Raw genomic sequence first — 24,494 nt, 5'->3', positions numbered from 1 at the left:
ATCAGTGGCTATGGCCGTGGCTGTGGTCGTGGGGATGCGGCTGGCTGTTGAGGTATTCCTGCAGCGTCGCGCTTTTCAGGTGTTCGACTTCGAACAGGCTGTCCAGGTGCTCGCGGGAATTGACCAGGCCCTTGGCGCGCAAGGTGCCGCTCTTGTCGATCAACGCGGCGTAGGGCAGCTTGCCGATCTGGTAGGTCATGCCGACTTCCGGGCCGACCACGTAGGTGACGTCGTCCAGCTTGTGCTCGGTGATCAGCGCTTGCTGGGCTTCCATGTCGCCGTCGCTGATAAACACCACATCAAGGCGGTCGGCCTGTTCCTTGGCGATGGATTTGATCGCCGGCAACAGGGATTTGCAGATCGGGCAGGTGGGCGAGAGGAAGAACAGCAACTGGTTCTTCTCACCGGCATAGCCGAAGTTCACCGGGCGGCCTTTACGGTCGGAAGCGGTGACTTGCGGCGCCGGCTCATTCACCGCCACGCCCTTGTCGACCATCAGCGCGCCGGCCGGGGCGATGCGCCCGTGCAGCACGCCAATCTGGCGCACCAGGCCCATCACGGCAAACGCCAGCGCCAGCAGCAGTACCCACAGCAGTACGTTGGAAACAATAAGGCCTTCCATTGATCACCTACCAATCAGTTTGAGCAGAAGAGGGGAGTTCGCCAGCAGGCCATCGGCTGCGGCGTAAATCAGCAGCGCGACGGCGCTGGCGGCGACGGTGACGAAGCCGTCGAAAAAACCCAGGTCACGGGCAATCGGCAGCACGCTGCCCAGCAGGGCTACGGCCACCAGTGCGCCGTTGCGTAACAGCAGGATCGGCCGCAACGGCTGCGCCTGGTCGGGGCCTGCGCAGCCGCAGTCGATGTCCCGGCGGCCGCGCCACAGGTTGATGCCAATCGCTGCGGCGTACAGCGCAATCAGGCCGGCGGCGCTGAGGGCGGCCCAGGAACGGCTGGCCGGAACCAGCAGGGCAAAGGCAATCACCAGTTCCAGCACCGGGATTACCCGGGCGGCGGGGCGAGTCACTGCCTCTGGCAGCAACTGGTAATCGGCCAGTTGCCGGGCAAAGCGTGCCGGTGCGCGCAACTTGTGGGTCGCGGCACTGGCCAGCAACACCGCGATGGCGAGTGCGCTGGCAATGATGAAGATCGGGTCGATATGCATGGCCGAACCTCTTTAGTAGCTCATGATCTGGGTCGCGGTCTTCGCTACCTTGGCCATGCTACCGGTGAGTTTGTTGGTCTTGAGGTCGAAGATCTGCAAGCCGCCTTCGACGTCGGCGCCCAGCAACAGGGGCTTGTCGTCGCCGGTGGCCTGCATGCTCCAGACCGGGGTCGGGGCTTCCAGGGTGGCTATCTTCTTCATGGTCTTGAGGTCATAGGCCCAGATGATGGTGCTCGGGTCTTCCCACTTCATCGGCTCGTGGTTGTCGTGCATCAGCACGTACATGCGGTTGAGCTTTGGTGCCACAGCCATCAACTGCCAGCCACCCGGAGCCCAGCCGGTTTTCTTTTCCGCGTCGGTGGTGAGTGACCAGGACGGCAGGATTTTCGGCGCATTGCCGGAGAAATCTACCGGGCGGATGGTGCCGGTGGTGGTGGTGAAGTAGTAGGTGTCGCCCACGTTCACCGCGCGTTCGTTGAGCTTCTCGGCGTTGGGGTCGAAGAAGTGCGTGCGGTTGCGTGAGGTTTCCTGGCCCTGGTCATTCAGGGTGACCACTTGCAGGCTGCCGTCGCCGCACAGGGAGGCGAAGCGGCGGGTGCCTACGGGGTAGTTGAGTACGCAGCCGGGGATCGCGATTTCGGCGGTGACGGAGCGGGACTGGGTGTCGACCACGGTCACGGAGGTGGAGGGGGTGAAGTTGTAGATGTAGACGAAGCGGTCATCGCCGCTGGTCTTCAGGCCGTAGCGTTGGGTCAGGGATTCGGCGCGTTTGTTCGGGATCAGGACTTCCCACGAAGGTGACAGGCTGGAGCTGTCCCAGGCGGTGAGCACGTCGGTGCGGTCGCCTCGGGTGCCGCGGGAGTAGTAGATGTCGGCGCTGTACAGGGTCTTCTGGTCGTGGCTCAGGGCCGAGGGGGCGGCGAAGCCGGTGGGGACCATACCGAGGACGCGCTTTTTGTCGGGATCTACCACGGTGACGCGGCCGACTACGAAGCTTTCGAATTCGACGTCTACCACGAAGGCGCGGTGGGCTTCCGGTGGGAAGGCCAGGGTGGTCTGGCCTATGGTGTCTGGCGGTAAATCCGCCTGGGCGCTGTTCAAGCCGAGTACAAGCAGGCCCAGACCCAGCGCTGACTGTACGTTGATCCTGTTGCTTCGCATTAGGGGCACTCCCTGAATTTTTTGTGTTTTGCTAATCGCGGGTGCTTTGGCAGATTCTTGCAACTGGATTCTGCCTTGTGGGGGGATTGCAAGAATTGTTGTGGCTGCCAAGTGGTTGTTTGTCTGTGCCAATGGGGTGGGGTGTATATCCGTTATTTTTGTTATGGCTGGTATTGGTTCCGCTCTTACAGCGGCTCACTTTTGAAAAGCGCAAAAGTAAGCAAAACGCTCTTGCCCCACCACTCGGCACCTCGCTTAGGCTCGGTGTGCCCTCACTCCGGCTTTGGACCGTGGGCCGCCGCGATGGGCCATCCTTGGCCCAGCGCGGCTAACCCGGCGTCCTGCCGGGTTACCCACGCTCCAAAGCCTGCGTTCGGCCAGCGTGGTTTAACGGGGCGCCTAAGATCAAGATCAAAAGCAAGAGCACAGCGGCCTACCGGCCGGCTTGAGTGTTGAAGAGCAAAAGCTAAATCAAAATCTAAAGCGGGCACGGTCAAATGTGGGAGCTGGCTTGCCTGCGATGGCATCGCCTCGGTGTATCTGAAAAACCGAGGTGTCTGCATCGCAGGCAAGCCAGCTCCCACAGAAAAGCAGAGCTGCATCAGCTTCAGATTTGGCTTTCGCTCTGGTCTTTGCCTTTGCTTTTAACACTCAAGCCGGCCGGGAGGCCGCTGTGCTCTTGATCTGCTTTTGATCTTGATCTGACTGCCCCAATAAGCCCGAGGCCGAACGCAGGCAGTGCGGAGCGGGTAAACCGGCAGGACGCCGGTTTAGCCGCGCCGGGCCATGGATGGCCCGTCGCGGCGGCCCGCGGAGCAATGCCGGAGTGAGGGAACGCCGAGCCCTAGCGAGGCGCCGACAGGCGGGGCAGAGCCCTTTGCTTACTTTGGGGCTTTTCCAAAGTGAGCCGCTGTAAGAGCGGAACCATAGGTGGCCGTTACCGAAGAAACGGATATACCCCCCCTCTCAAGAACCCACCAAAGGCAACGAAAAACTAAACACCGCCCCACACGGCTCCAGATTCTGCGCCCAGATATCCCCCTGATGCCGACCAATGATGTTCTTGCACAACGCCAGCCCAATCCCGTTACCACCCACCTTCGACGAAAAGAACCCGTCAAAGATTTTCTCCCGCGCCACGGCCTGAATCCCGCGTCCACAATCCTCGACACTCAACCGCGCCACGTTTCCATCACGGCAGGCATGCAACCGCAGCACCCGACGTTCGACGGGCAGCTCGCTCATCTCTTCAATAGCATTGAATGCCAGGTTCAGAATCACCTGCCCGATCAGCACTTTTTCACAAAGCACCATCAGCGGTTCAATACTGGGGAACAGTTCCAGCCGAACCTGACTCGGCTCGGCCCGCAGGCTGATGAAATATTGGGTTTCCTGCAGCAACTCATTGAGGTCCACCCACTCCGCGCTCCGCTCCAGCTTGACCACATAATCACGCACACTCTTGATGATCGTTGACGCATGCTCGACCTGTCGCACGGCACTTTGCAGCCCCCAGTTCACTCCCTGGTCGGCACTGTGGGTATCGCCCAGACGAATCAAAACCCCCTCGATAAAATTGCGGGTGGCCGCCAACGGCTGGCTCAATTCATGGGCAATCGCCACCGCCATCTCGCCCATGGCGTTGTATCGGGCCAGGTATTCAAGCTGCTGTTCACTGACACGCCGGGCTTCCTCAGCGCGAATCAGGTCCCGCTTCACCTTGTCTTCCCGGGAAATATCACGGAACTGCACCATCAGCACGTCGCGCCCGTCCAGGTGCACCAGCGTCGCGACCGCTTCCGAAAGAATCTCCACCCCGGCCTTGGAGCGATAACACCACTCGATGGTGCGCTGGCCACTGCGGGCCGCGCGCTCAAGCCAACGCAGGCCGATGGAACGCTTGTACTTCGGTGCGTCCCGGGTCATGTCCGGAGCTTTGAGCGGGATCAGTTCTTCCAGGGTAAACCCCAGCGCCGACAGTGCCGCGGTGTTGGCCCAGAGGATGTCCTTGCTCTGCGCATCGTGAAGGATGGTGCAGATCGGCATGGCTTCGATCAGGGTGTGGAAATCATTGTTATTGGGTAGGTACATCGCGTAGCCCTTGGCGGTGGAGGGGACGACTACGGTGGCAAGTTATACCGGTTTGCAGCCGGGGGCACGCTCAGAAGTAATCGGGGGCGCAGTAGGGGATTTCTTTAGCCGGTGGGCTGCACGCCCCAATAGTTGACGGTGGACGGGCTTTTTACACTGGCCCCATCAACGCCTGCCACGGCGTCCATAACAACTACAACGGAGAAAGCCCATGCTGCGTTCGGCCCTCGTGCAACCAGACGCTTTACCCGACGTGCAGCCCACGCTGTTCCAGCAGGTGCTCGATGAGGTGCGTCAGCGCCGCGACGAGTTCGACGCCGGCTCTCACGTGCCACGGGACATGATCGAACGCTTCAAGCAGGTGGGCATCTACCGGGCGGCCACGCCGCGTTGTTTCGGCGGCGATGCCCTGGCCCCCGCAACGTTCTTGCAGATGATCGAGCGCATATCCGAAGCCGATGGCTCCGCCGGTTGGGTCGCCAGCTTTGGCAGCGCCGGGGTGTATCTCGCGGCCTTACCCCAGGAAACCCTCACCGAGCTGTACGCCGACAGCCCCGACCTGGTGTTTGCCGGTGGCCTGTTCCCGTTGCAACCGGCAGAAACCGTCGAGGGCGGCTGGCAGGTCACCGGCACCTGGAAGTTTGCCAGCGGCTGCAAAGGCGCCGACTTGCTGGGCGTGGGCATCGGCGCGGCGGGCGGCAAGCCACGCACTGCCGTGTTCAACCCCAGCCAGGTTGAAATCATCGAAAACTGGGACGTGGTCGGCCTCAAGGGCACCGGCAGCCATGACTTGCGCGTTACCGACCAATTCATCGACGAGCGCTGGACCTTCATCCGTGGCGGCGCTGCCACCATTGATGAGCCGCTATTCCGTTACCCGTCGATTGCCTATGCCGCCCAGGTGCTGGCGGTGGTCAACCTGGGCCTGGCCCGTGCGGCCCTCGATGAAATCAGCGCCATGGCCAGCGGCAGCGGCATCACCGGCGCACCGAAACTGGCGGACCGCGCCTACGTGCGCATCGAAATCGCCAAGGCCGAAGCCCGGCTGAGCGCCGCTCGGGGCTTTTTCTACGGCGCCACCGAACAAGTGTGGAACTCGATCCTCGCCGGCAACCCGGTCACGGCCGAGCAAACCAGCCTGCTGCGCCTGACCGCCATTCACGTGTCCCAGGCCGGCGCCGCCGTGGTGCAGAGCGCCTACAGCCTGGCGGGCACCACCGCGATCTACCTGCGCCACCCGCTGCAACGCTACCTGCGCGACGCCATGGTGGTGACCCAGCACGCCTTCCTCAGCGAAGGACTGTACGACGGCGCGGGCTCGGTGTTCCTCGGCGTTCCTCCATTTCCTGGCTACATCTGACTTTCAAGGATCAACCCATGTCCCAAGCCACTCAAGAACCGCTGCGCGTTGTGTTTTGCATCGGCATCACCCAGAACTTTTTCGACCTGCCTACCGGCGAAGGCCTGAGCGTGTGGAAAGGCTTCAGCCAGATGATGGGCGACCTCGGCGCCATGCCGGGCATCAACGTGCTGGGGGCGATGGATGACGACCGCTTGATGGTCGGCCCGTCGACCACCTCGCCGTGGACCGTCTACATCATGGCCGACGTTGACTGCCACCAGTCGGTGATCGACGCCTGCAACCTGTTCCGTACCACGCCGGTGGGTGAATACAGCCTGTGGCGCTACGCCAAGGTTGAAGCGCGGATTGGCCGTCCGCTGACCATTCCCGAAGCGGCCAGGGTGTGAGCCATGGACCTGTTGCAGCGTGTTGAAACCCTTGAAGGGGAGAGCCAGGTAAGGCGCTTGATGGCGCGCTACATGGACCTGTGCGACGTGCCCCGGGCGGCGATGAACGTCCGCGAGTTGGCCGGGTTGTTCACCGTGGATGCGGTCTGGGAAGGCATTGGCACAAGTGCCGCGCAGACCTTCGGCCAGCATCAGGGGCGCGACGCGGTGGCGGCGTTTGTCGGCAGCTACCTGCCACCGTCGGATCACTTCGCGTTGAACCTGCATTACCTCACCAGTGAGTCGATTCAGGTGGACGGCAACACCGCTGCGGGGCAGTGGATCATGCAGCAGATTTCCACCTACGCCGACCAGCGCAGCGAGTTGTTCGGCACGCGGCTGACCATCGATTTTCGTCGCGTCGACGGCACCTGGCTGATCGCGCATTTCCGTACGCAGCGCCTGTTCAATAGCATGTTGGGGGTGAACCCATGAGTACCTTCGTCAGCGAATTTCTCTTGGGTGGCAGCGGAAAACGCGTAGCCATCAAGGACTCCATCGACATCGCCGGGTATCCGACCCGCTCGGGCAGCCGTGCCTTTGATGATGCGTCGCCCGCGACCCGGCATGCAGACGTGGTGCGGTTGGTCCTCGACGCCGGCTGGCAGATCGTAGGCAAGACCAACCTGCATGAACTGGCATTTGGGGTCACCGGCATCAACGACTGGAGCGGTACGCCGATCAATCCCCAGGCGCCTGACCGGGTACCGGGCGGCTCATCCAGCGGTTCGGCCGCGGCCGTTGCGGCGGGCCTGGCGGATATCGCCATTGGCACCGATACCGGCGGCTCGGTGCGAGTCCCGGCCGCGTGCTGCGGGGTTGCCGGTTTGAAGCCGACCTATGGCCGAGTCAGCCGCACTGGTGCGCAACCGGCGGTATCCAGCCTCGATTGCGTCGGTCCGTTTGCCGCGAACATGCAGGACCTGATCGCCGCGATGCAGGTGATTTGCCCGGGTTTCCAGCCACAGGCGGCGCCGTCCGGCAGCGTGCAGGTGGGCTTTCTGGATGTTGCCTGTGAGCCATGGCTGAAGGCGAGCCTGATGGCTGCCGTCGACGCGGCCGGCTGGCGTCAGCAGCGTCTGCATCTGGAGGATTTCGATGCAGCGTTCGGTGCGGGCCTTACGGTGATTAACGTCGAAAACTGGGCAGCCTTCGGTCACCTCACCGGTAAGGGACTGATCGGTGCGGATGTCGAACAACGCTTGTTGGCTGCCAGCCGCACCAGCGCCGCTGATTTGGCCGAAGCCGAAGTCGTGCGCACCCGCTTCAGCCACCAGGTGGACGCCGCGCTCGAAGAATTCTCCGTGCTGCTGCTGCCGACGATGCCTGACCTGCCGCCGACCCTGGCCGAAGCCCGCAACGGCAGCCAGGCCGTGGCCCGCATGACGCCATTGGTGCGGCCATTCAACCTCAGCGGCCACCCGGCGCTGACGGTGCCGGTGACCCTGGCCGACAGCGGGCTGAAGGTGGGGCTGCAGATTGTCGGCCGCAAGGGCCAGGACGAATGGGTGTGTGCCCTTGGCGCACAGCTGCAACAGAGCATCACGGCTCGCCAATAAGAACAACGCCTTGAGGAGGGCTCCATGAGTACCCATGAATACCGGCTGATTGCCAAATCGAAAAGCCTCGACGAGTTGGTCAAGCACGATCGCGTCGACGTCTCGCTGTACAACGACCCGGCGCTGTTCGAGGCCGAACTGGAAAAGATCTTCTACCGCACCTGGGTCTGGGTCGCCCATGAAAGCGAAGTGCGCAACAGCGGCGACTTCAAGACCGCGACCATCGGCCGGCGCCCGGTGATCGTGGTGCGCGACAAGAAAGGCGCGATCAACGTGCTGGAAAACCGCTGCCGCCACCGTGGCGCTACGGTTTGCGAGAAGCACAAGGGCAACGCCACCGGTTTCACCTGCCCGTATCACAGCTGGTCCTATGGTTTGGACGGCAAGCTGCGGGCGCTGCCTTACCCGGACGGCTACGAAGGCATCCTGGAAAAGTCCGAATTACCCCTGACCAGCCTGCGGGTCGACAGCTACGCGGGAATGGTATTCGCCAGCTACAACGACGACATTGAACCGTTGGCCGACTTCCTCGGCGGGGCCAAACACTGGATGGACCTGTTCATGAAGCAGGGCGCCGGCTACCCGATCAAGACCCAGGGCGAACACAAGTTCAGCTTCAAGGGCAACTGGAAGATCCAGCTGGAAAACACCACCGACGGCTACCACTTTCCGATCGTGCACAAGTCGTTCATGTCGTCGGTGGACGCCGAGACTTCGGAAATGCTCTCGTTCATGACCGACGAGCAGGCCGTCACCCACTCCCTGGGCAATGGCCACAGCGTGATGGTGATGGTGCCCGAGCATGTCGACCTGGACCATGACGACGGTACCGAGCAGTTGCAGGAGCGTTTCGCCCACGTCACCGAAGAACTGTCGAAAACCATGGAGCCGGCCCAGGTGCGACGCATCGTGCGCTCGCTGCACGGCGCCGGGTTCAACCTCAACCTGTTTCCCAACGTCGCCATGTCGATGTCGTTCTTCCGGGTGCTGCGCCCGGTGTCGGTCACCGAGACCGAAATCCGCCACGTCGCCCTGGGCATGGAGGGCGGCCCGCAGGTTGCCAACCGCGAGCGCCTGCGCATCCACGAACACTTCCAGGGCCCGTTCGGCTTTGGCAGCCCCGACGACGCCGAGGCCTGGGACCGGGTGCAACGCGGCTCGTATGCCGGCGTGGATGCGCCGATCCTGGTCAACCGTGGCCTGAACCGCGAAGTGCTGGCCGACAACGGCGACAAGGTATCCCACGCCACTGATGAAGGCGGCATGCGCGGGGCCTATGACATGTGGAAAAGGATGATGAGCCAATGAACACCCTGACTGGTTTTACCGCACCGCTGGCCCAGGCCATCGAATTCATCTGGCGTGAAGCCGAACTGCTGGACCACAAGGACTACGTGCAATGGGCCGCGTTGTGGAGCGAGAGCGGGCGCTACGTCGTGCCGATCGACCCGGACACTGACGATTTTGAAGCCAACCTCAACTACGCCTTTGATGATGCGCGCATGCGTGACTTGCGCATCGAACGGCTGACGGCGGGGTATTCACCGTCGGCGGTGGATGCGGCGAAAACCGTGCGCAGCGTTTCGCGATTCACCTTGGTGGAAGCAGCGGGAGAGGTGGTGGAAGTTAACTGCACGCAGTTGCTGTATGCCTACAAGCGTGGGGTGCACACGCCGTTCGTGGCTGACCTGAATTACCGCATCCGCTTCAGCGCCGGGGTGGTGACCCTGGAGCGCAAGGTGGTGCGGCTGATCAATTCCACCGACAGCCTGAGTGCACTCGGCTTCCTGCTGTGAACCCGATCTGACCCACCACACAGAACCAATGTGGGAGCTGGCTTGCCTGCGATAGCGGTGTGTGAGCCAGCCCTTCAGGTACTGACCCACCGCTATCGCAGGCAAGCCAGCTCCCACATTTGAAATGAGGACACCCTGATGAACCGAATCGCCCTTGTAACCGGCGCCTCCCGCGGCCTTGGCGAATGCATCGCCCGGCGCCTGCACGCCGCAGGCTACCGCGTGGGCCTGGCGGATGTGCACCTGGACGGCGTGCAGCGCCTGGCCTCTGAACTCGACAACCACGGCGAAACCGCCGGCGCCATCGAGCTGGACGTGCGCAACAAGGCGGATTTTATTCGCGCCCGGGACCTGCTCAGCGAGCGTTGGGGCGGCACCGATATCCTGGTAAACAACGCCGGGGTGTCGAAAGTTGCGGCGCTGATGGACATCACACCCGAGGAATTCGATGAATCGATGGCGATCAACCTGCGGGGCACGTTCGTGGCCTGCCAGGTGTTTGGTGCGCATTTCGCCGAACGAGGGTTCGGGCGCATCGTCAATATCGCCTCCCTCGCCGGGCAAAACGGCGGCACTGCCACTGGCGCGCATTACGCGGCGGCCAAGGGCGGCGTGGCCACGCTGACCAAGGTCTTCGCCCGTGAACTGGCGCCCCGGGGCGTGACGGTCAACAGCATTTCGCCAGGCCCGCTTGATTTGCCGGTGGTGCACGAAACCGTGGCCCCGGAGCGCCTGGAGCAGATCCTCAAGATCATCCCCACGGGCACCCTCGGTGACCCGCGCACCATCGCCGACACCGTGCTGCTGTTGATCGCCGACCACGCCGCCTCGATCACGGGCGCGTGCTGGGACATCAATGGCGGGCTGTTCATGCGCTAGTCACCCCCGAAGAGAGTGGGCCTGCTGCGCAGTCCAGCGAGAGCAAACTCCCTCGCCACAGGATAGCGTTCAACCGAAACAACAGGATTCAGGTGCTGCAATGATGAAGGTGAAGATCGAACGCATCGTCGATGAAGCGCTGGATATCCGTTCCTTTCGCCTCGTGCGCAGTGACGGCCAGCCTCTCGACAGTTATGAACCCGGGGCCCATGTGGACCTTACCGGGCCGACCGGCGTCACCCGCCAGTATTCGCTGTGCAGCCCGCCCCACGATGGCCGCGCGTACCTGGTGGCGGTGAAGAAAGAGGCGCAATCCCGTGGCGGCTCCCTGGCCCTGCATGAGCAGGTGCAGGAGGGCATGGAACTGGAGATGGGTGCGCCGCGCAACCTGTTCCGCCTCGACCCGGATGCGCCGGCCCATGCGCTGTTTGCCGCCGGTATCGGGGTGACGCCGCTGTTGAGCATGGCCTATCGACTGGCCGGCAGCGGCCAGCCGTGGCGCCTGCACTATTTTGCACGTTCGGCGCAGTACGCGGCGTTTACCCAGCTGTTGGCCGATACGTTCGGTGAGCATGTGCAGTTTCACTATGGCGTCGAGCCGGGTGCGCTGGATGCGGCCTTGAGCACCTGCCTGGAGCAGGCGGGCGCGTCTGCCCACGTCTACACCTGCGGCCCCGCACCGTTCATGCACAAGGTGGTGGAAGTGGCGGCCCGCAGCCGCCCCGAGGAGGCGATCCACCTGGAGCACTTCCAGGCCGATCCGGCGGCGAACGCCGGGTCCAGTGGTGGTTTCGAGGTGGAGCTGGCCAGCTCCGGCGTGGTGCTGCAAGTACCGGCGAATTCCAGCCTGGTGGACGTGCTGCAGGCCCATGGTTGCGACATCGACACCGAGTGCCGCGAAGGCATCTGCGGCACCTGCATTGTCGAGGTGCTGGAAGGCGTGCCCGAGCACCGTGACAATTGCCTGTCGACCAAGGAGAAGGCCGCCAACCGGCAGATTTGTGCGTGTGTTTCCCGGGCAGTTTCCGCTCGTCTGGTATTGGATATTTGATCGGCGCTACCCGTAAGATTGCTTGGACCAAAAAAATAAAAAACGTGAGGCCTTGCGGTCATGATGAGTTCAACGGTGCAACGTAATGAATCGTTCGAGCGTTGGTTACAGCAGGTTAACCAGGCCTGTGGACGCTTCGATGCCCGGGCCCTGGGCGCGGGGTTTTATGGGGAGTTGAGCGAGTTTCGCAGCGGCGCGATCAAGCTCAGCGTGGTTGATATGGCCCAGGTGCATCTGTATCGCAGCAGCAAGGAAGTCAGTACCGGCAACGAGGGGCACTATTACGCGGTGTTCCAGTTGCAGGGCAGCGCGCAGCTGGAGCAGGGTGACAACCGTGCGCAACTGGGCTGCGGTGACATCGCCCTGATCGACGCTTGCCGTCCCAGTGACATGACCTACCACGACAACTCCCGGCAATTGTCGCTGATCCTGCCGCGCCAGGTGGTGGAGCGCGGTTCGCACTTCACTGCGGTCAACTGCGCGACCCGTATCTCGGCGCGCACGCCGTTGGCGCTGATGGCCAGCCAGATGGTGCTCGACACCCGCCAGCAAAACGACCTGGGCATGCAGGAAAGCGAAGCCGTGCTGGATGCATTGGTCAGCCTGTTGCTGCCGGGGATCAGCGCCCGGGACAACGGCGTGGATACCCAGGAACGGCAGTTTCGCAAGACTATCGCCTACATCGACGCGCACATCGGCGCTGAAGAACTCTGCCCCGAGCTGATTGCCCGGGAAGTCGGGGTGTCGGTGCGCGGGCTGTACCGGATGTTTTCCAAGCGCGGGCTGGTGGTGGCGCAATACATCAAGCACCGACGCCTGGATTTCTGCGCCGAAACCTTGCGCCATTCGCCGGCGGAGCAGAAGCTGTCGGCACTCTGTTATGCCTGGGGCTTCTCCGATTCCAGCTACTTCTCATCGGCGTTCAAGTTACGCTTCGGCGTGTCACCGGGCGAGTACCGCAAGCGCTATAGCCATCATTGATGCGTGCCGCCCCCGGACCTGGAATGCATTTTCCTGTGGGAGCCGGGCTTGCCCGCAATGCAGGCCACTCGGTCTGACAGGTACACCGCATCGATCCCATCGCAGCCTCGCTAAAGCTCGACAGCTCCCACATTGAATGCATTTTCCTGTGGGAGCCGGGCTTGCCCGCGATGCAGGCCGCTCGGTCTGACAGGTATACCGCAGCGATCCCATCGCAGCCTCGCTAAAGCTCGACAGCTCCCACATTGGAATGAGGTCAACTGTGGGCTGGCTTGCCTGCGATGCAGACCACTCGGTCTGACAGGTACACCGCAGCGGTCCCATCGCAGCCTCGCTAAAGCTCGACAGCTCCCACATTGGAATGAAGGTCAACTGTGGGAGCTGGCTTGCCTGCGATGCAGACCACTCGGTCTGACAGGTACACCGCAGCGATCCCATCGCAGCCTCGCCAAGGCTCGACAGCTCCCACATTGGAATGAGGTCAACTGTGGGAGCTGGCTTGCCTGCGATGCAGGCCACTCGGTCTGACAGGTACACCGCAGCGGTCCCATCGCAGCCTCGCTAAAGCTCGACAGCTCCCACATTGGAATGAGGTCAACTGTGGGAGCTGGCTTGCCCGCGATGCAGGCCACTCGGTCTGACAGGTACACCGCAGCGATCCCATCGCAGCCTCGCTAAAGCTCGACAGCTCCCACATTCAATGCATTTTCCTGTGGGAGCCGGGCTTGCCCGCGATGCAGGCCACTCGGTCTGACAGGTACACCGCATCGATCCCATCGCAGCCTCGCCAAGGCTCGACAGCTCCCACATTGGAATGAGGTCATCTGTGGGAGCTGGCTTGCCTGCGATGCAGGCCACTCGGTCTGACAGGTACACCGCAGCGATCCCATCGCAGCCTCGCTAAAGCTCGACAGCTCCCACATTGGAATGAGGTCAACTGTGGGAGCTGGCTTGCCTGCGATGCAGGCCACTCGGTCTGACAGGTACACCGCAGCGGTCCCATCGCAGCCTCGCTAAAGCTCGACAGCTCCCACATTCAATCATCGCGCGCTACGGATACAACACCTCGCGGACCAGCATGGCGATGCTGGTCACGCCCATCTTTTCCTTGATCTTGGTGCGGTGCACGTCAACGGTCTTCACGCTGATGTTCAGCTCGCGGGCAATCACTTTGCTCGCCTTGCCGTCCACCACCAGCATCAACACTTCTCGCTCCCGGCTCGTCAGCAGCGCCAGCTTGCCTTGCAGGTGCTCGCGCTGTTCCTGGTCGGCCTGGGCCTGTACAGCGGTCTTCAGCGCGGCCTGGATGCGGTCGATCATCTGTTGCGGGTTGTAGGGCTTCTCGACGAAATCCAGCGCGCCGTTTTTCATTGCGGTGACCGACATCGGTATGTCGCCGTGGGCCGACACGAAGATGGTCGGCAAGGTACTGCCGCGCCGGTTGAGGATCTCCTGCAACTGGAAGCCGCTGGTCTGCGGCATGCGCACATCCAGCACCAGGCAGGCGGGCTGTCGCGGGTCGTAGTGCTCAAGGAACTCTTCGGCCCCGGCGAAGCATTGGGCCTTTACGCTGACCGACTCCAGCAGCCAGGCCAGCGAGGTACGCAGGTCTTTGTCGTCATCAACGATGTAAACGATCGGTGTGCGAATTTCCATCAGGGACTGCCACGAGAATTTCTAATTATTGTTTTCGCACGCGGGCACGCTGCGGCGGACATTGGCTCATCTGTGGAGCCTTGCCAGCAGAATACCCAGTGTGAACGGCCCTGACGATAAAGAAACCACCTAGTCGGCATGGGGATCGTCTGAATGGTCGCGCTGCATGGGGCGTCTTAGTCTTGTGGCATCACCCACGGACCGTAAAGGGGCACCGACATGGCCGACCTGAGCCAGCAGCAAATCGACTTTCGCAACGCCATGGCGCAACTGCCGGCCGCGGTGAACATCATCACCACCAACGGCCCGGGCGGGCGTTGCGGGATCACGGCGAGTGCGGTGTGCTCGGTGACGGATTCGCCACCCACGGTGTTGGTGTGCGTGAACCGTGGGAGTGCGACCCATGATGTGTTCCGTACCAATGGTCAGCTGTGTGTGAACGTACTGTGCGGGGAGCAGGAGGAACTGGCGCGGCATTTTGCCGGGATGACCCAGGTGCCCATGGCGGAGCGGTTTGCCTGGGATCTGTGGGATGGCGGCGAGACAGGTGTGCCGGTGCTTCGGGACGCGTTGGTGCAGCTGGAAGGGCGGATCAGTGAGTGCAAGGAAGTGGGCTCCCATTCAGTGATGTTTGTGGAGTTGTCGCGGATAGGCGTTCGGGAGGAGGGTGACAGCCTGGTGTACTTCAATCGGCTGTTTCACCGAATTGAACATGCTGGCGCCCATTGCTGAAGATGCAGAGGATCAAATGTGGGAGCTGTCGAGCTTTAGCGAGGCTGCGATAGCGGAGGGTCAGGCACCCTGTTTATTGACTGTGCCGACGTCATCGCAGCCTCGCTAAAACTCGACAGCTCCCACAGGGGACGTGCTTCGTTGGTTAGAAGTTAGTGGCGAACACCACTTGGCTGTAGAGGTTTTTATCGTGGTTGCCCAGCTGCGTGCCGCCTTGCTCGGCGCTCTTGTCCGGCTGGTACAGGCCGATCAGCGGCATCACCGTCAGGTGGTCGTTGACGTGCCATTCGGCATACAGGTCCAGCTCGTGGCCGTCGTTGTTGCCGAGGTTGCGGTCGATGGTCTTGAAGTCGAACAACACCGCGCCGACGTTGAGGTTCTGCAGGGGCGAAACCTTGAACGTGACGTTCTGGATGCGTGAGTTGTTGTTGAACGGCCCGGCGTAGTTGCCCGCCACTTCACCCTGGAACCAGGTGCCGTAGCCACGGCTGAAACCGTAGAACAGCGGGTCGAAGCCTTCCGAGAAACGGCTGTAGCGGTAGCTCACATACGGCGTCCAGGTCACGTCGGAGAAGGCCCAGCCGGCTTCCAGGTACCAGGCGTCTTCGTTGCCGGTGTGGGGCTTGTCCTGCCAGGCGTATTCGCCGGACAGGAACAGGTTGGTCACCCCGGCATTGCCCGTGGCCCGCAGGCTGTAGGTCTTCATGCCATCGCGTTCCAGCTGCGTGGGGGAGGCATACTGCTTGTCGACATCGGTGGTGTCGATGTACGTCAGCCCCACGGTGCCTTCGGCGGCCACGTGTTCGAGGGTGGCGACGTACATCTCGGTCTTGGCCTGGGCACGGTTGTCGGACTTGAGCCACATCAGGTCGCTGCGCCAGCCGTCCTTGCCGCCCAGGCGCAACACGGCGGTTTCGTCGAAGGCCTTGCGGGCGGCGATGTAGTAGCCGCCGCCGCGATTGAGGTCGCCATCGGCCACGCCCTTGCCGAAGTTCAGCGCGTCGCCGTCAATCAGGAAACCGTCGCCGACCACGATGTTCTGGCGGCCGAAGGACAGGTCCACGCCATTCTCGCCCAGAGCCTCAAACAACGTGCCCGAGCGCCAGCCAAGGTAGGCGTCTTCGAATTTTGTGGTGCGCTCCGAACCGTCGCTGAAACCTGCGGCATCGCCGTCGCCCCAGGTACCGGAACTCAGCAGGTTGGCCGCACCGTAGGTGGTGCCGGCGCCGCTGAAGCTCTTGTCGAAGCTCAGGCCGTACTTCACGTAGCCCTCGCGCCAGGACGAGGAGCCCTTGGCGAGGCGGCCGGATTGACTGTAGTTCTGCTGGCTGTGGAAGACACCGAATACCGCTTCCAGCGTGGCGTTCAGATGACTGCTGTCATCGGCGTACAGCTCATAAGCGCCGGCCGGGTTGGCACCGATCATCAGCGCGAGGGTCGAGAGACGAAGCAAGGGGGACTTGAGCATGGTGTGGCATCCATTCTTGTTCATGACCACAGGGTTGGGGTCTGCCGCGATACTAATGCTGGCGAAGTGACGTGCCTTTTGTCTGGTTGCCAAAGACTTGACTGTGCTTGCCAGAATCCACGGTTTGGCAGCCCGGCCAATACGACTGGCACGCAGGGCAAAACCCGAGCGACCTTGAGCCCTGACAATCGTCGGCAACTTCGATGATTTCCAAGGTCGTTTTTCTATGTTCACTGCACACAGATTGTCCCTGGCCGGCGTGCTGTCGCTGGTCCTGGCCCACAGCGCATTCGCCGCTGAATGCGGCCCTGACCAGAGCCGTGGCGCCCAGGTTTTCGCCAACGAATGCGGCGTGTGCCATGCGGTGGCGAAGGGCGGCACGACAATGATGGGGCCAAACCTGGCGGGCATTTACGGGCGTAAATCCGGCTCCCTGGCGGGCTTCAGCTACTCCCAGGCGATGCGTGACAAAAACGTCGAGTGGCAAGCCGAGACCATCGCGCAATTCATCACCCAGCCCCAGGCGTTTGTGCCCGGCACCTACATGCCCTACATGGGCCTGGCTTCGGCCGACGATCGCCAAGCGGTCGCCTGCTTTCTCAAAGAACAACATTGAATACAGGTGAATCATGAGCAACGTTGAAATCCTGCCGCAGGTGGCTGCATTCCTGGACCGTCGTCATGGCTGCTTTATCGATGGCCAGTGGGTATTTGCCGAGGGCGAACACATCAAGGTGGTCAACCCGGCCACCGGGCAAACCCTGTGCGAAACCCTCGATGCGCCGCTGCACGTGGTGGAACAGGCGGTGCAGTCATCCCATGCGGCGTTCAAGTCCCGCGTGTGGTCTGGCTTGCGCCCGGCCGACCGTGAGCGGATTTTGCTGAACTTCACCGCGTTGGTTGAGGCCCATGCCGAGGAACTGGCGCAGCTGGAAACCCTGAGCCAGGGCAAGTCGATCAACCTGGCGCGGGGGCTGGATCTGAACGCCACTGTGGAGTTCATGCGCTACATGTCGGGGTGGGCGACCAAGATTGAAGGGCAGACCTTTGACGTGTCGATCCCTTTGCCGCCGGGGGCCAGGTTCACTGCGTTCACCAAGCGTGAGCCGGTGGGCGTGGTGGTGGGCATCGTGCCGTGGAATTTCCCGCTGCTGATTGCGGCCTGGAAGTTGATGCCGGCGCTGGCGACCGGGTGCACGGTGATCATCAAGCCGGCGATGGAAACGCCGCTGACGGCGATGCGCCTGGCGGAGCTGGCGCTGGAGGCGGGGATTCCGGCGGGGGTGTTCAACGTGGTGACCGGCGGCGGGGCGTCGGTGGGGGCGTTCTGACTGCTCATCCGTTGGTGAGCAAGGTGTCGTTTACCGGTTCGACTGCCGTGGGCAAGAGTGTGGGGGTGGCGTGCATGGAGAACATGACGCGGTTTGCCCTGGAGTTGGGGGCAAGAATCCGATGATCGTGTTGGCGGATGCGGATATTGATAAGGCGATCCAGGGGGCGATCCTGGGTGGGTTGCTGAACAACGGGCAGGTGTGTGCGGCGGCTTCGCGCTTTTATGTGCATCGTTCGGTTTATGACCGGTTTGTCGAGGGGTTGGCGGCGGCGGTGTCGGCGATGCCGTTGGGGGCGGGGATGGATGGTGAGGCGGCGATTAATCCGTTGGTGTCGCGCAAGCAGCAGCAAGGCGTACTGCGCCATATCGAGCAGGCCCGGGCTGAAGGGGCGCGGGTGGTGATCGGTGGGGATGAGGTCGCGGGTGAGGGGTTTTATGTGCGGCCGACGATTTTGGCGGATATCGATCATGGGATGGCGGTGGCTCGGGAGGAGGTGTTTGGGCCGGTGTTGGGGGTGATGGCGTTTGATGATGAGGATGCGGTGATTGAATTGGCCAATGACAATCGGTATGGGTTGGCGGCCAGTCTTTGGACCAATGATCTGGGTAAGGCGATGAACCTGGTGCCGCGAATCGAGGCGGGGACGGTTTGGGTGAATGCGCATGTGTTGCTGGATCCGGCGATGCCGTTTGGCGGGGTGAAGCAATCGGGGATGGGGCGGGAGTTTGGGCGGGCGGTGATTGAGGCTTATACCGAGCTGAAGTCGGTGTGTATTGCGCATTGATTGGGGGCATATCCGTTATTTAGGTAACGGCGACTTATGGTTTCGCTCTTACAGCGAGTCACTTTGCAAAAGCGGCAAAGTAACCAAAGCGCTCTGCCCCGCCTGTCGGCGCCTCGCTGTGGCTCGGCGTTCCCTCACTCCGGCATTGCTCCGCGGGCCGCCGCGACGGGCCATCCATGGCCCGGCGCGGCTAAACCGGCGTCCTGCCGGTTTACCCGCTCCGCAATACCTGCGTTCGGCCTCGGGCTTATTGGGGCAGTCAGATCAAAATCAAAAGCAGATCAAAAGCAGAGCACAGCGGCCTCCCGGCCGGCTTGAGTGTTAAAAGCCAGATCAAAAGCCAGAGCGAAAACAGAGCTGCTTTTCTGTGGGAGCTGGCTTGCCTGCGATGCAGACACCTCGGTGCATCAGGTACACCCAGTTGATGCCATCGCAGGCAAGCCAGCTCCCACATTTGACCGTGCCCGCTTCTGATTTTGCTGTTGCTCTTGCTGTTGCTTCACCACACTCAAGCCGGCCGGTAGGCCGCTGTGCTCTTGCTTTTGATCTTGATCTTAGGCGCCCCGTTAAACCACGCTGGCCGAACGCAGGCTTTGGAGCGTGGGTAACCCGGCAGGACGCCGGGTTAGCCGCGCAGGGCCAAGGATGGCCCATCGCGGCGGCCCACGGTCCAAAGCCGGAGTGAGCACACCGAGCCTAAGCGAGGTGCCGAGTGGTGGGGCAAGAGCGTTTTGCTTACTTTTGCGCTGTTCAAAAGTGAGCCGCTGTAAGAGCGGAACCATAAGCCGCCGTTACCTAAATAACGGATATGCACACACCACCCCGCCCAGCCCCTCCACATTGCACCCACGCCCCAGAGCCGATAGTCTTGCCAACCATTACCAAAACCCCAACGCCCCCGGGCCCATTGGGTAAAAGGAGAGGTTTGTGAACATCGGACAGTTCGCCTTTCAACGCCAGGTTGAAACCCTATACGTCGACCACAACAGCTGGCTGCGCACCGTACTAAGGCGCAAGCTGGGCAATGCATTCGACGCCGCCGACCTGGCCCACGACGTCTACCTGCAACTCATGCGCAAGGGCCAACTCCCGCCCACCGGCGAATCCCGCCGCCACCTGACCCAAATCGCCAACGGCCTGGTCATCGACCTCTACCGCCGTCGCCAGATCGAATCCGCCTACCTGCAAGCCCTGACCCTCTTGCCCGAACCCTGCGCCCCCGATGAAGAAACCCGCGCCCTGGCCATCGAAGCCCTGATCGAAATCGACGCCGCCCTGCACAACCTGCCACCCAAGGCACGCCAGGCCCTGTTGCTGTGCAAACTCGACGGCCTGAGCTACCGCGAGATCGCCGCCGAGCTGCAGGTCTCCGTCTCCTCGGTAGAAAAGTACATCGCCGCCGGCCTGCTGGCCTGCTACCAGACCCTGCACGGCTGACCCACGGCGATGTCGACCGAACAGCCAATCGCCCCCGATATTATCGAGCGCGCCACCGCCTGGATGGCCCGCCTGTGGGCCGATGACGCCAGCGCCCAAGACCACGCCAACTGCCTGCGCTGGCGTGCCGAACACCCCCATCACGAACTGGCCTGGACACGCCTGCTGGGCTTCGAGCAAAAACTCTACAGCGTCCCCGCCGCAGTAGCCAGGCACAGCCTGGCCGAACCCGACGCTCCCGACTCCCCCGATCGCCGGAGCACCCTGCGCCTGCTGGGCCTGTTGGTAGCAGCCGGTGGCCTCACCTACGGCGTGCGCCGCACCGACGCCTGGCAACTGGCAAGTGCCGGCCACAGCACCCGCACTGGCGAAATCCGCGAAGTCGTATTGCCCGACGGTACCCGCCTGGTGTTGGGCTCGGCCTCGGCGATTGACGTGCAATTCGACGACCGTCAACGCCTGGTACGGTTGCGGGCCGGCGAGGTGTTCATCACTACCGCGCCGTCACCTCGACCGTTTCGGGTGCAGAGTCGCCAAGGCGTGTTTCAGGCCCTAGGCACGCGCTTCAGCGTCCGCCAATGCGACGACAACTGTCAGTTGGCAGTGCTTGAGGGCGCCGTACACGTGCAGCCGGACCATGGCCCAGCGGTGCGAGTGGAGGCGGGGCAAGGTGCCACGGTTTCCAGGGACAAGGTGCACCCGACTGCGGCGGTGACTGACCGCAGCATCGCCTGGGTCAAGGGGCTGTTGGTGGCTGATGGTACCCGGCTCGACGAGCTGATCGCCGAGCTGGCGCGCTACCGCCCCGGAGTGCTGCGCTGTGCGCCGGAGGTGGCGACGCTGCGGGTCAGCGGCGTGTTGCACCTGGACAATACCGACCTGGCCCTGAACAACCTGGCCGCCGCGTTGCCGATACAAGTGGTGAGGCGCACCCGCTATTGGGTGACAGTACGTGCCCCTGCCTGAAAAAACTTGAGGTTTGATTGAGGGTTTTGGCGGCTCGTTCGGAAGATAAGATAAGGGCGAGCAAAGGCTCATTCAGTCAGGGAGACTTCATGAGTAACAAGGATGTGGCTGCGGCCAAACCCAGGGGGCGGGGCGCGGTCTCGCAAGTGTTGCGGCCGGTGCGCGGGCGACTGATCGCTGCGGCACTGCTGGCCGGTGTGGGCAGTATGCTGACGTTGGTGCCGCTGGGCGGCATCGTGCATATCGCCAGGGTTGCCCTCGGCGGGCCGTCCATGGCCCAGGCGTCGGGGGAGGTGTGGTTGACCCTCTGTGTCAGCCTGGCGAGCCTGTTCGCGGGCCTGCTGTTGATGACGGTTGCGGAGACGGTCGCGCACCTGGCCGACAACCACATCACTCGCCACCTGCGCCTGGCAATCGCCCAGCGACTGAGCCAGGTGCCGCTGGGCTGGTTCACCGAGCGGGCGTCGGGCGAGGTCAAGCAGGCGATGCAGGACGACATCGGTACCCTGCACAGCCTGACTGCGCATTTCTATACCACCGCCGGGCGTTGCGCCGGGGCAGTGTTGTTGTCGGCGGTGTATCTGTTCTCGGTCGACTGGCGCATGGCGCTGGTATCGCTGTTGCCGTTTCCGGGGTTCTTCCTGTTCTTCAATCGTGCGATGAACGCCAGCGGCCGCACCAGGCAGGCCTTTGTCGAACGCATGACCCGGGTCAATAACGCAGTCGTCGAGTTCGTCAACGGCATTCCGGTGGTCAAGGCCTTCGGTGCCATCGGCAAGGCCCACGCAAGCTACCGCAAAGCGGTGGATGATTTCAGCAAAGCCTTCGTTGAATTCACCCGGCCGCTGGTGGGGACGATGGCCAACGCCAATGCAATGATCGCCCCGGTGACGGTGCTGGCAACGGTGCTGACGTTCGGCCTGGTGTTTATCAGCCTGGGCTGGATCAGCGCCGTAGAGGTGCTGCCGTTCGCCATTGTTGCGCCGGGTATTTGTGCGCCGCTGATGCTGCTGAGTTACATCACTCACGACCTGAACAACGCCGTTGGCGCCGCCGAGCGTGTACAGGCACTGCTGGCGACACCGGTGCTGGCACAGGTGGAACCGGGTTCCGAGCGGCTGCCCAAGGACGCCGAGGTGCGCGTGGAAAACCTCGGGTACGCCTACGACCCGCAGAACCCGGTACTGTCGAATATCAGCTTGACCCTCAAGCCCGGCACCGTCACCGCCATCGTCGGCGCTTCGGGCTCGGGCAAGTCGACCCTGGCGCGCCTGCTGCTGCGCTTTTTTGACCCGACCGAGGGGCGTATCACCCTGGGCGGCGTCGACCTGCGGCAGATCGAGACCTCGCAGCTCTACAACCTGATTGGATTCGTGTTGCAAGAGGTGCGCCTGGTCCACGCCAGCATTGCGGAAAACATCGCCCTCGGCCGGCCCAGCGCGAGCCGCAAGGAAATCGAAGCGGCCGCCCGGGCCGCGAATATCCACGAATGCATCATCGGCTTGCCACGGGGCTACGCCTCGGTGATCGGCGAGGACGCGCAGTTGTCCGGCGGTGAGCAGCAGCGCATCAGCATCGCCCGCGCGGTATTGCTGGCGCCGCCGGTGCTGGTGCTGGACGAGCCCACGGCCGCCGCCGATGCCGGGAACGAGGTGGCGATCCAGGACGCGCTGTCACGCGTTGCCCAAGGGCGCACGCTGCTGGTGATCGCCCACCGCCTCGACACCGTGATGCACGCCGACCACATCATCGTGCTGGAAAACGGCCGCATCGTTGAACAGGGCAACCATCCCCGACTGATCGCGCAGGAGGGCCGCTACGCGCGCCTGTGGGCGTCGGGCGGCTACAAACAGACTCGCGAACAGGCGCTGCCGACATGCTGAAAACCTTTATCGAACTGTCGGGCGACGACGGGCCAGTCTTGCGTCGCTATGTGGGAAAGGTGGTGTTCTACGGCGCGCTCTGTGGGCTGACCATCGCTGCGCTGGTGCCGGTACTGACCGATATGCTCAACGGTGATCTTGCCGAAGCCGCGTTGTGGCTGGTGGTGTTTCTGGCGGCGGTGGCGACGTGTTGGGCTACGCGACGGGAAGTTGAAAAGGCCGGCGTCGCGGTGGGCGTGGCGGTGCTGCAAGGCGGTCGCCAGCGGATTGGCGATCATGTGGCCGGGCTGCCCGTCGGCTGGTTTACGCCGGATAACACCGCGCGGCTCAACCAGGTGGTGACCCAGGGCATGATGACCGTGGCCCAACTGCCGGCCCATGTATTTACCCCGGTGCTCAGCGGTGTGGTGACGCCGTTGGTGCTGGTGCTGGCGTTGTTTGTGTTGAACTGGAAAATGGGCCTGATCGCCTTGTTGGCATTGCCGATTCTCGGTGCTGCGTTCTGGTTCAGCGCGCGGCTGGGCCGGCGTGCCGACCGGGCGTTCCAGCGCAGCTCGGCCGACACCAGCCAACGCATGCTGGAGTTCGCCCAATCGCAGTCGGTGTTGCGTGCGTTCAGTGGCGGCGGTAGCTCGGTGTTCCTGCAGCGGGCGATTGAACAGCAACACGCGACAGGGGCACGCCTGATCCTGCTGTCTGCAACCTCGGTACTGCTGAATATGTGGTCGGTGCAGGTGGTGTTCGCCGCCTTGTTGATCGCCGCCGCGTTGTGGCTTGACGCCTACCTGGGGAATGCCTTGTACGTGGGTTCGGTGATCGCGGTGATGGTCTCGCTGTTGCTGGTCAGCCGCTTCGTTGACCCGCTGCTGGAGGTGGCCGGCTATGGCGAGACGTTGCGCGGCGCCGGGATACAACTTGAGGCGGTGCGCGAGATCCTTGCAGCTTTGCCGATGAAGGAACCCAGCGCGCCGCAGTGTCCGCGGGATGCCTCCGTGGAATTGTGCGACGTCAGCTTTCGTCACCCGGGTAGTCCTCGGGACGTGTTGCGCGGCGTGAACCTGCGTATTGAGCCTGGCAGCATGACCGCACTCGTAGGGGAATCCGGCTCCGGCAAGACCACGCTCTTGCGGTTGGTCGCGCGATTTTTCGAGGTCAGCCAGGGCCAGGTGTGTATCGGTGGCGTGGATGTGCGACAGATGTCCGGCGAGCAACTCAACGCGCAGATCAGCCAGATTTTCCAGGACACCTACCTGTTCCAGGGCAGCGTCGCCGACAACATTCGCCTCGGCAAGCCCGATGCCAGCGATGCGCAAGTATTGAAGGCCGCGCGACAGGCCGGCGTGCAAGAAATCATCGAGCGCCTGCCCATGGGCCTGTCGACCACCGTGGGCGAGGGCGGAGCACGCCTGTCCGGTGGCGAGCGCCAGCGTGTTGCGATCGCCCGGGCGCTGGTCAAGGGCGCGCCGATCCTGTTGGTGGACGAAGCTACGGCTGCATTGGACGCCGAGAACCAGGCGGTCATCGCCGAAACCCTGTCACGCTTGCGCGGCACGTGCACGTTGATCGTGATCGCGCATCAGCTGTCGACGGTGGTGATGGCCGACCAGATCGTGGTGCTTGAAGAGGGCCGGATCGTAGAGCACGGCACGCCTGAACAACTGACGGCCCGCCAGGGGCGCTATGCCCGGTTCCTGGCACAGCGGCGGGCGTCGAAGGGGTGGCGTATCGCCTAGTGGACCCGCCAGGACGGCGGGTCCGAGCGC

At 62.8% G+C, this 24,494-nt stretch carries 21 protein-coding genes and 1 pseudogene; 16 read left to right on the top strand and 6 right to left on the bottom strand.

Annotated features, from left to right (window positions below; all coding sequences use genetic code 11):
• Nucleotide 1: 1 nt before the first annotated feature.
• The 4 genes from mauD to JFU58_RS24800 all read right to left on the bottom strand — a co-directional run bounded on the left by mauD (nt 2) and on the right by JFU58_RS24800 (nt 4,417).
• On the bottom strand, nt 2-622 hold the full coding sequence (mauD, locus tag JFU58_RS24815) for a methylamine dehydrogenase accessory protein MauD (protein WP_201142628.1): 621 nt from the start codon (nt 620-622) through the stop codon (nt 2-4).
• Between the two features lie 3 nt (nt 623-625).
• Entirely contained in the window at nt 626-1,165 is a 540-nt protein-coding gene (locus JFU58_RS24810; RefSeq protein WP_201142627.1) for a MauE/DoxX family redox-associated membrane protein, read from the bottom strand.
• A 12-nt stretch (nt 1,166-1,177) separates the two neighbouring features.
• Nucleotides 1,178-2,326 carry an amine dehydrogenase large subunit gene (locus JFU58_RS24805; protein WP_201142626.1) on the bottom strand — a complete coding sequence of 383 codons (1,149 nt, stop codon included), beginning with the start codon at nt 2,324-2,326 and terminating at the stop codon, nt 1,178-1,180.
• Between the two features lie 966 nt (nt 2,327-3,292).
• Complete coding sequence (locus JFU58_RS24800; RefSeq protein WP_201142625.1) at nt 3,293-4,417, bottom strand: sensor histidine kinase; 1,125 nt, start codon at nt 4,415-4,417, stop codon at nt 3,293-3,295.
• Between the two features lie 211 nt (nt 4,418-4,628).
• Here JFU58_RS24800 and JFU58_RS24795 point away from each other — a divergent pair, with 211 nt between their 5' ends.
• The 9 genes from JFU58_RS24795 (at nt 4,629) to feaR (ending at nt 12,471) form a co-directional block, all read left to right on the top strand.
• Nucleotides 4,629-5,777 (top strand): acyl-CoA dehydrogenase family protein, encoded by a 1,149-nt coding sequence (locus JFU58_RS24795; RefSeq protein ID WP_201142624.1) that lies wholly within the window; start codon nt 4,629-4,631, stop codon nt 5,775-5,777.
• Between the two features lie 17 nt (nt 5,778-5,794).
• On the top strand, nt 5,795-6,166 hold the full coding sequence (locus JFU58_RS24790) for a hypothetical protein (RefSeq protein WP_003208867.1): 372 nt from the start codon (nt 5,795-5,797) through the stop codon (nt 6,164-6,166).
• A 3-nt stretch (nt 6,167-6,169) separates the two neighbouring features.
• Nucleotides 6,170-6,640, top strand: coding sequence for a nuclear transport factor 2 family protein (locus JFU58_RS24785; RefSeq protein ID WP_201142623.1), 471 nt, complete (start codon nt 6,170-6,172; stop codon nt 6,638-6,640).
• Nucleotides 6,637-7,764: an amidase gene (locus tag JFU58_RS24780; protein ID WP_093208554.1), complete on the top strand. Its 1,128-nt coding sequence runs from the start codon at nt 6,637-6,639 to the stop codon at nt 7,762-7,764. Before JFU58_RS24785 ends, JFU58_RS24780 begins: the two co-directional genes overlap by 4 nt.
• Before the next feature lie 24 nt (nt 7,765-7,788).
• Complete coding sequence (locus JFU58_RS24775) at nt 7,789-9,072, top strand: aromatic ring-hydroxylating oxygenase subunit alpha (protein ID WP_003208861.1); 1,284 nt, start codon at nt 7,789-7,791, stop codon at nt 9,070-9,072.
• Nucleotides 9,069-9,560, top strand: a complete 492-nt coding sequence (locus JFU58_RS24770) for an aromatic-ring-hydroxylating dioxygenase subunit beta (protein WP_201142622.1) — start codon at nt 9,069-9,071, stop codon at nt 9,558-9,560. Before JFU58_RS24775 ends, JFU58_RS24770 begins: the two co-directional genes overlap by 4 nt.
• Before the next feature lie 138 nt (nt 9,561-9,698).
• Nucleotides 9,699-10,439 (top strand): SDR family NAD(P)-dependent oxidoreductase, encoded by a 741-nt coding sequence (locus JFU58_RS24765; protein ID WP_201142621.1) that lies wholly within the window; start codon nt 9,699-9,701, stop codon nt 10,437-10,439.
• Nucleotides 10,440-10,539: 100 nt separating this feature from the next.
• The gene (locus tag JFU58_RS24760) at nt 10,540-11,490 is read left to right on the top strand and encodes a PDR/VanB family oxidoreductase (protein ID WP_201142620.1); all 951 of its coding nucleotides are present in this window, start codon (nt 10,540-10,542) and stop codon (nt 11,488-11,490) included.
• Nucleotides 11,491-11,550: 60 nt separating this feature from the next.
• Nucleotides 11,551-12,471: a transcriptional regulator FeaR gene (gene feaR / locus JFU58_RS24755; protein WP_063029053.1), complete on the top strand. Its 921-nt coding sequence runs from the start codon at nt 11,551-11,553 to the stop codon at nt 12,469-12,471.
• Nucleotides 12,472-13,521: 1,050 nt separating this feature from the next.
• Here feaR and JFU58_RS24750 read toward each other — a convergent pair.
• Nucleotides 13,522-14,127, bottom strand: a complete 606-nt coding sequence (locus JFU58_RS24750; protein ID WP_087695222.1) for a response regulator transcription factor — start codon at nt 14,125-14,127, stop codon at nt 13,522-13,524.
• Between the two features lie 219 nt (nt 14,128-14,346).
• On the opposite strand from JFU58_RS24750, the gene hpaC reads away from it, so the two are divergent.
• Entirely contained in the window at nt 14,347-14,859 is a 513-nt protein-coding gene (gene hpaC, locus JFU58_RS24745) for a 4-hydroxyphenylacetate 3-monooxygenase, reductase component (protein WP_063029057.1), read from the top strand.
• Nucleotides 14,860-15,004: 145 nt separating this feature from the next.
• Here hpaC and JFU58_RS24740 read toward each other — a convergent pair whose 3' ends face one another.
• Nucleotides 15,005-16,327, bottom strand: a complete 1,323-nt coding sequence (locus JFU58_RS24740) for a hypothetical protein (protein ID WP_093208567.1) — start codon at nt 16,325-16,327, stop codon at nt 15,005-15,007.
• A gap of 226 nt (nt 16,328-16,553) precedes the next feature.
• On the opposite strand from JFU58_RS24740, the gene JFU58_RS24735 reads away from it, so the two are divergent.
• The 6 genes and pseudogenes from JFU58_RS24735 to JFU58_RS24710 all read left to right on the top strand — a co-directional run bounded on the left by JFU58_RS24735 (nt 16,554) and on the right by JFU58_RS24710 (nt 24,464).
• Nucleotides 16,554-16,943, top strand: coding sequence for a c-type cytochrome (locus JFU58_RS24735; RefSeq protein ID WP_063029061.1), 390 nt, complete (start codon nt 16,554-16,556; stop codon nt 16,941-16,943).
• Nucleotides 16,944-16,956: 13 nt separating this feature from the next.
• Nucleotides 16,957-18,445: pseudogene (locus JFU58_RS24730) on the top strand (aldehyde dehydrogenase family protein).
• 927 nt (nt 18,446-19,372) lie between these two features.
• A complete protein-coding gene (locus tag JFU58_RS24725; RefSeq protein ID WP_093208575.1) occupies nt 19,373-19,882 on the top strand; it encodes a sigma-70 family RNA polymerase sigma factor in 510 nt (169 codons plus the stop codon).
• A 9-nt stretch (nt 19,883-19,891) separates the two neighbouring features.
• The gene (locus JFU58_RS24720; RefSeq protein WP_201142619.1) at nt 19,892-20,848 is read left to right on the top strand and encodes a FecR domain-containing protein; all 957 of its coding nucleotides are present in this window, start codon (nt 19,892-19,894) and stop codon (nt 20,846-20,848) included.
• 89 nt (nt 20,849-20,937) lie between these two features.
• Nucleotides 20,938-22,731, top strand: a complete 1,794-nt coding sequence (locus JFU58_RS24715) for an ABC transporter ATP-binding protein (protein WP_201142618.1) — start codon at nt 20,938-20,940, stop codon at nt 22,729-22,731.
• On the top strand, nt 22,725-24,464 hold the full coding sequence (locus JFU58_RS24710) for an ABC transporter ATP-binding protein (RefSeq protein ID WP_201142617.1): 1,740 nt from the start codon (nt 22,725-22,727) through the stop codon (nt 24,462-24,464). Before JFU58_RS24715 ends, JFU58_RS24710 begins: the two co-directional genes overlap by 7 nt.
• The last annotated feature ends 30 nt before the right edge of the window (nt 24,465-24,494 follow it).

The organism is Pseudomonas sp. TH34 (assembly GCF_016650865.1).
GTDB classification, from domain to species: Bacteria; Pseudomonadota; Gammaproteobacteria; order Pseudomonadales; family Pseudomonadaceae; genus Aquipseudomonas; species Aquipseudomonas yamanorum.
The sequence above is the reverse complement of the archived record's forward strand: the minus strand, read 5'-3'. Positions and strand labels throughout refer to the sequence as shown.

Excerpts from the sequence above, each read along its gene's own strand:
- mauD (WP_201142628.1), bottom strand. The coding sequence starts at position 622 with ATGGAAGGCCTTATTGTTTCCAACGTACTGCTGTGGGTACTGCTGCTG.
- JFU58_RS24810 (WP_201142627.1), bottom strand. The coding sequence starts at position 1,165 with ATGCATATCGACCCGATCTTCATCATTGCCAGCGCACTCGCCATCGCG.
- JFU58_RS24805 (WP_201142626.1), bottom strand. The coding sequence starts at position 2,326 with ATGCGAAGCAACAGGATCAACGTACAGTCAGCGCTGGGTCTGGGCCTG.
- JFU58_RS24800 (WP_201142625.1), bottom strand. The coding sequence starts at position 4,417 with ATGTACCTACCCAATAACAATGATTTCCACACCCTGATCGAAGCCATG.
- JFU58_RS24795 (WP_201142624.1), top strand. The coding sequence starts at position 4,629 with ATGCTGCGTTCGGCCCTCGTGCAACCAGACGCTTTACCCGACGTGCAG.
- JFU58_RS24790 (WP_003208867.1), top strand. The coding sequence starts at position 5,795 with ATGTCCCAAGCCACTCAAGAACCGCTGCGCGTTGTGTTTTGCATCGGC.
- JFU58_RS24785 (WP_201142623.1), top strand. The coding sequence starts at position 6,170 with ATGGACCTGTTGCAGCGTGTTGAAACCCTTGAAGGGGAGAGCCAGGTA.
- JFU58_RS24780 (WP_093208554.1), top strand. The coding sequence starts at position 6,637 with ATGAGTACCTTCGTCAGCGAATTTCTCTTGGGTGGCAGCGGAAAACGC.
- JFU58_RS24775 (WP_003208861.1), top strand. The coding sequence starts at position 7,789 with ATGAGTACCCATGAATACCGGCTGATTGCCAAATCGAAAAGCCTCGAC.
- JFU58_RS24770 (WP_201142622.1), top strand. The coding sequence starts at position 9,069 with ATGAACACCCTGACTGGTTTTACCGCACCGCTGGCCCAGGCCATCGAA.
- JFU58_RS24765 (WP_201142621.1), top strand. The coding sequence starts at position 9,699 with ATGAACCGAATCGCCCTTGTAACCGGCGCCTCCCGCGGCCTTGGCGAA.
- JFU58_RS24760 (WP_201142620.1), top strand. The coding sequence starts at position 10,540 with ATGATGAAGGTGAAGATCGAACGCATCGTCGATGAAGCGCTGGATATC.
- feaR (WP_063029053.1), top strand. The coding sequence starts at position 11,551 with ATGATGAGTTCAACGGTGCAACGTAATGAATCGTTCGAGCGTTGGTTA.
- JFU58_RS24750 (WP_087695222.1), bottom strand. The coding sequence starts at position 14,127 with ATGGAAATTCGCACACCGATCGTTTACATCGTTGATGACGACAAAGAC.
- hpaC (WP_063029057.1), top strand. The coding sequence starts at position 14,347 with ATGGCCGACCTGAGCCAGCAGCAAATCGACTTTCGCAACGCCATGGCG.
- JFU58_RS24740 (WP_093208567.1), bottom strand. The coding sequence starts at position 16,327 with ATGCTCAAGTCCCCCTTGCTTCGTCTCTCGACCCTCGCGCTGATGATC.
- JFU58_RS24735 (WP_063029061.1), top strand. The coding sequence starts at position 16,554 with ATGTTCACTGCACACAGATTGTCCCTGGCCGGCGTGCTGTCGCTGGTC.
- JFU58_RS24720 (WP_201142619.1), top strand. The coding sequence starts at position 19,892 with ATGTCGACCGAACAGCCAATCGCCCCCGATATTATCGAGCGCGCCACC.
- JFU58_RS24715 (WP_201142618.1), top strand. The coding sequence starts at position 20,938 with ATGAGTAACAAGGATGTGGCTGCGGCCAAACCCAGGGGGCGGGGCGCG.
- JFU58_RS24710 (WP_201142617.1), top strand. The coding sequence starts at position 22,725 with ATGCTGAAAACCTTTATCGAACTGTCGGGCGACGACGGGCCAGTCTTG.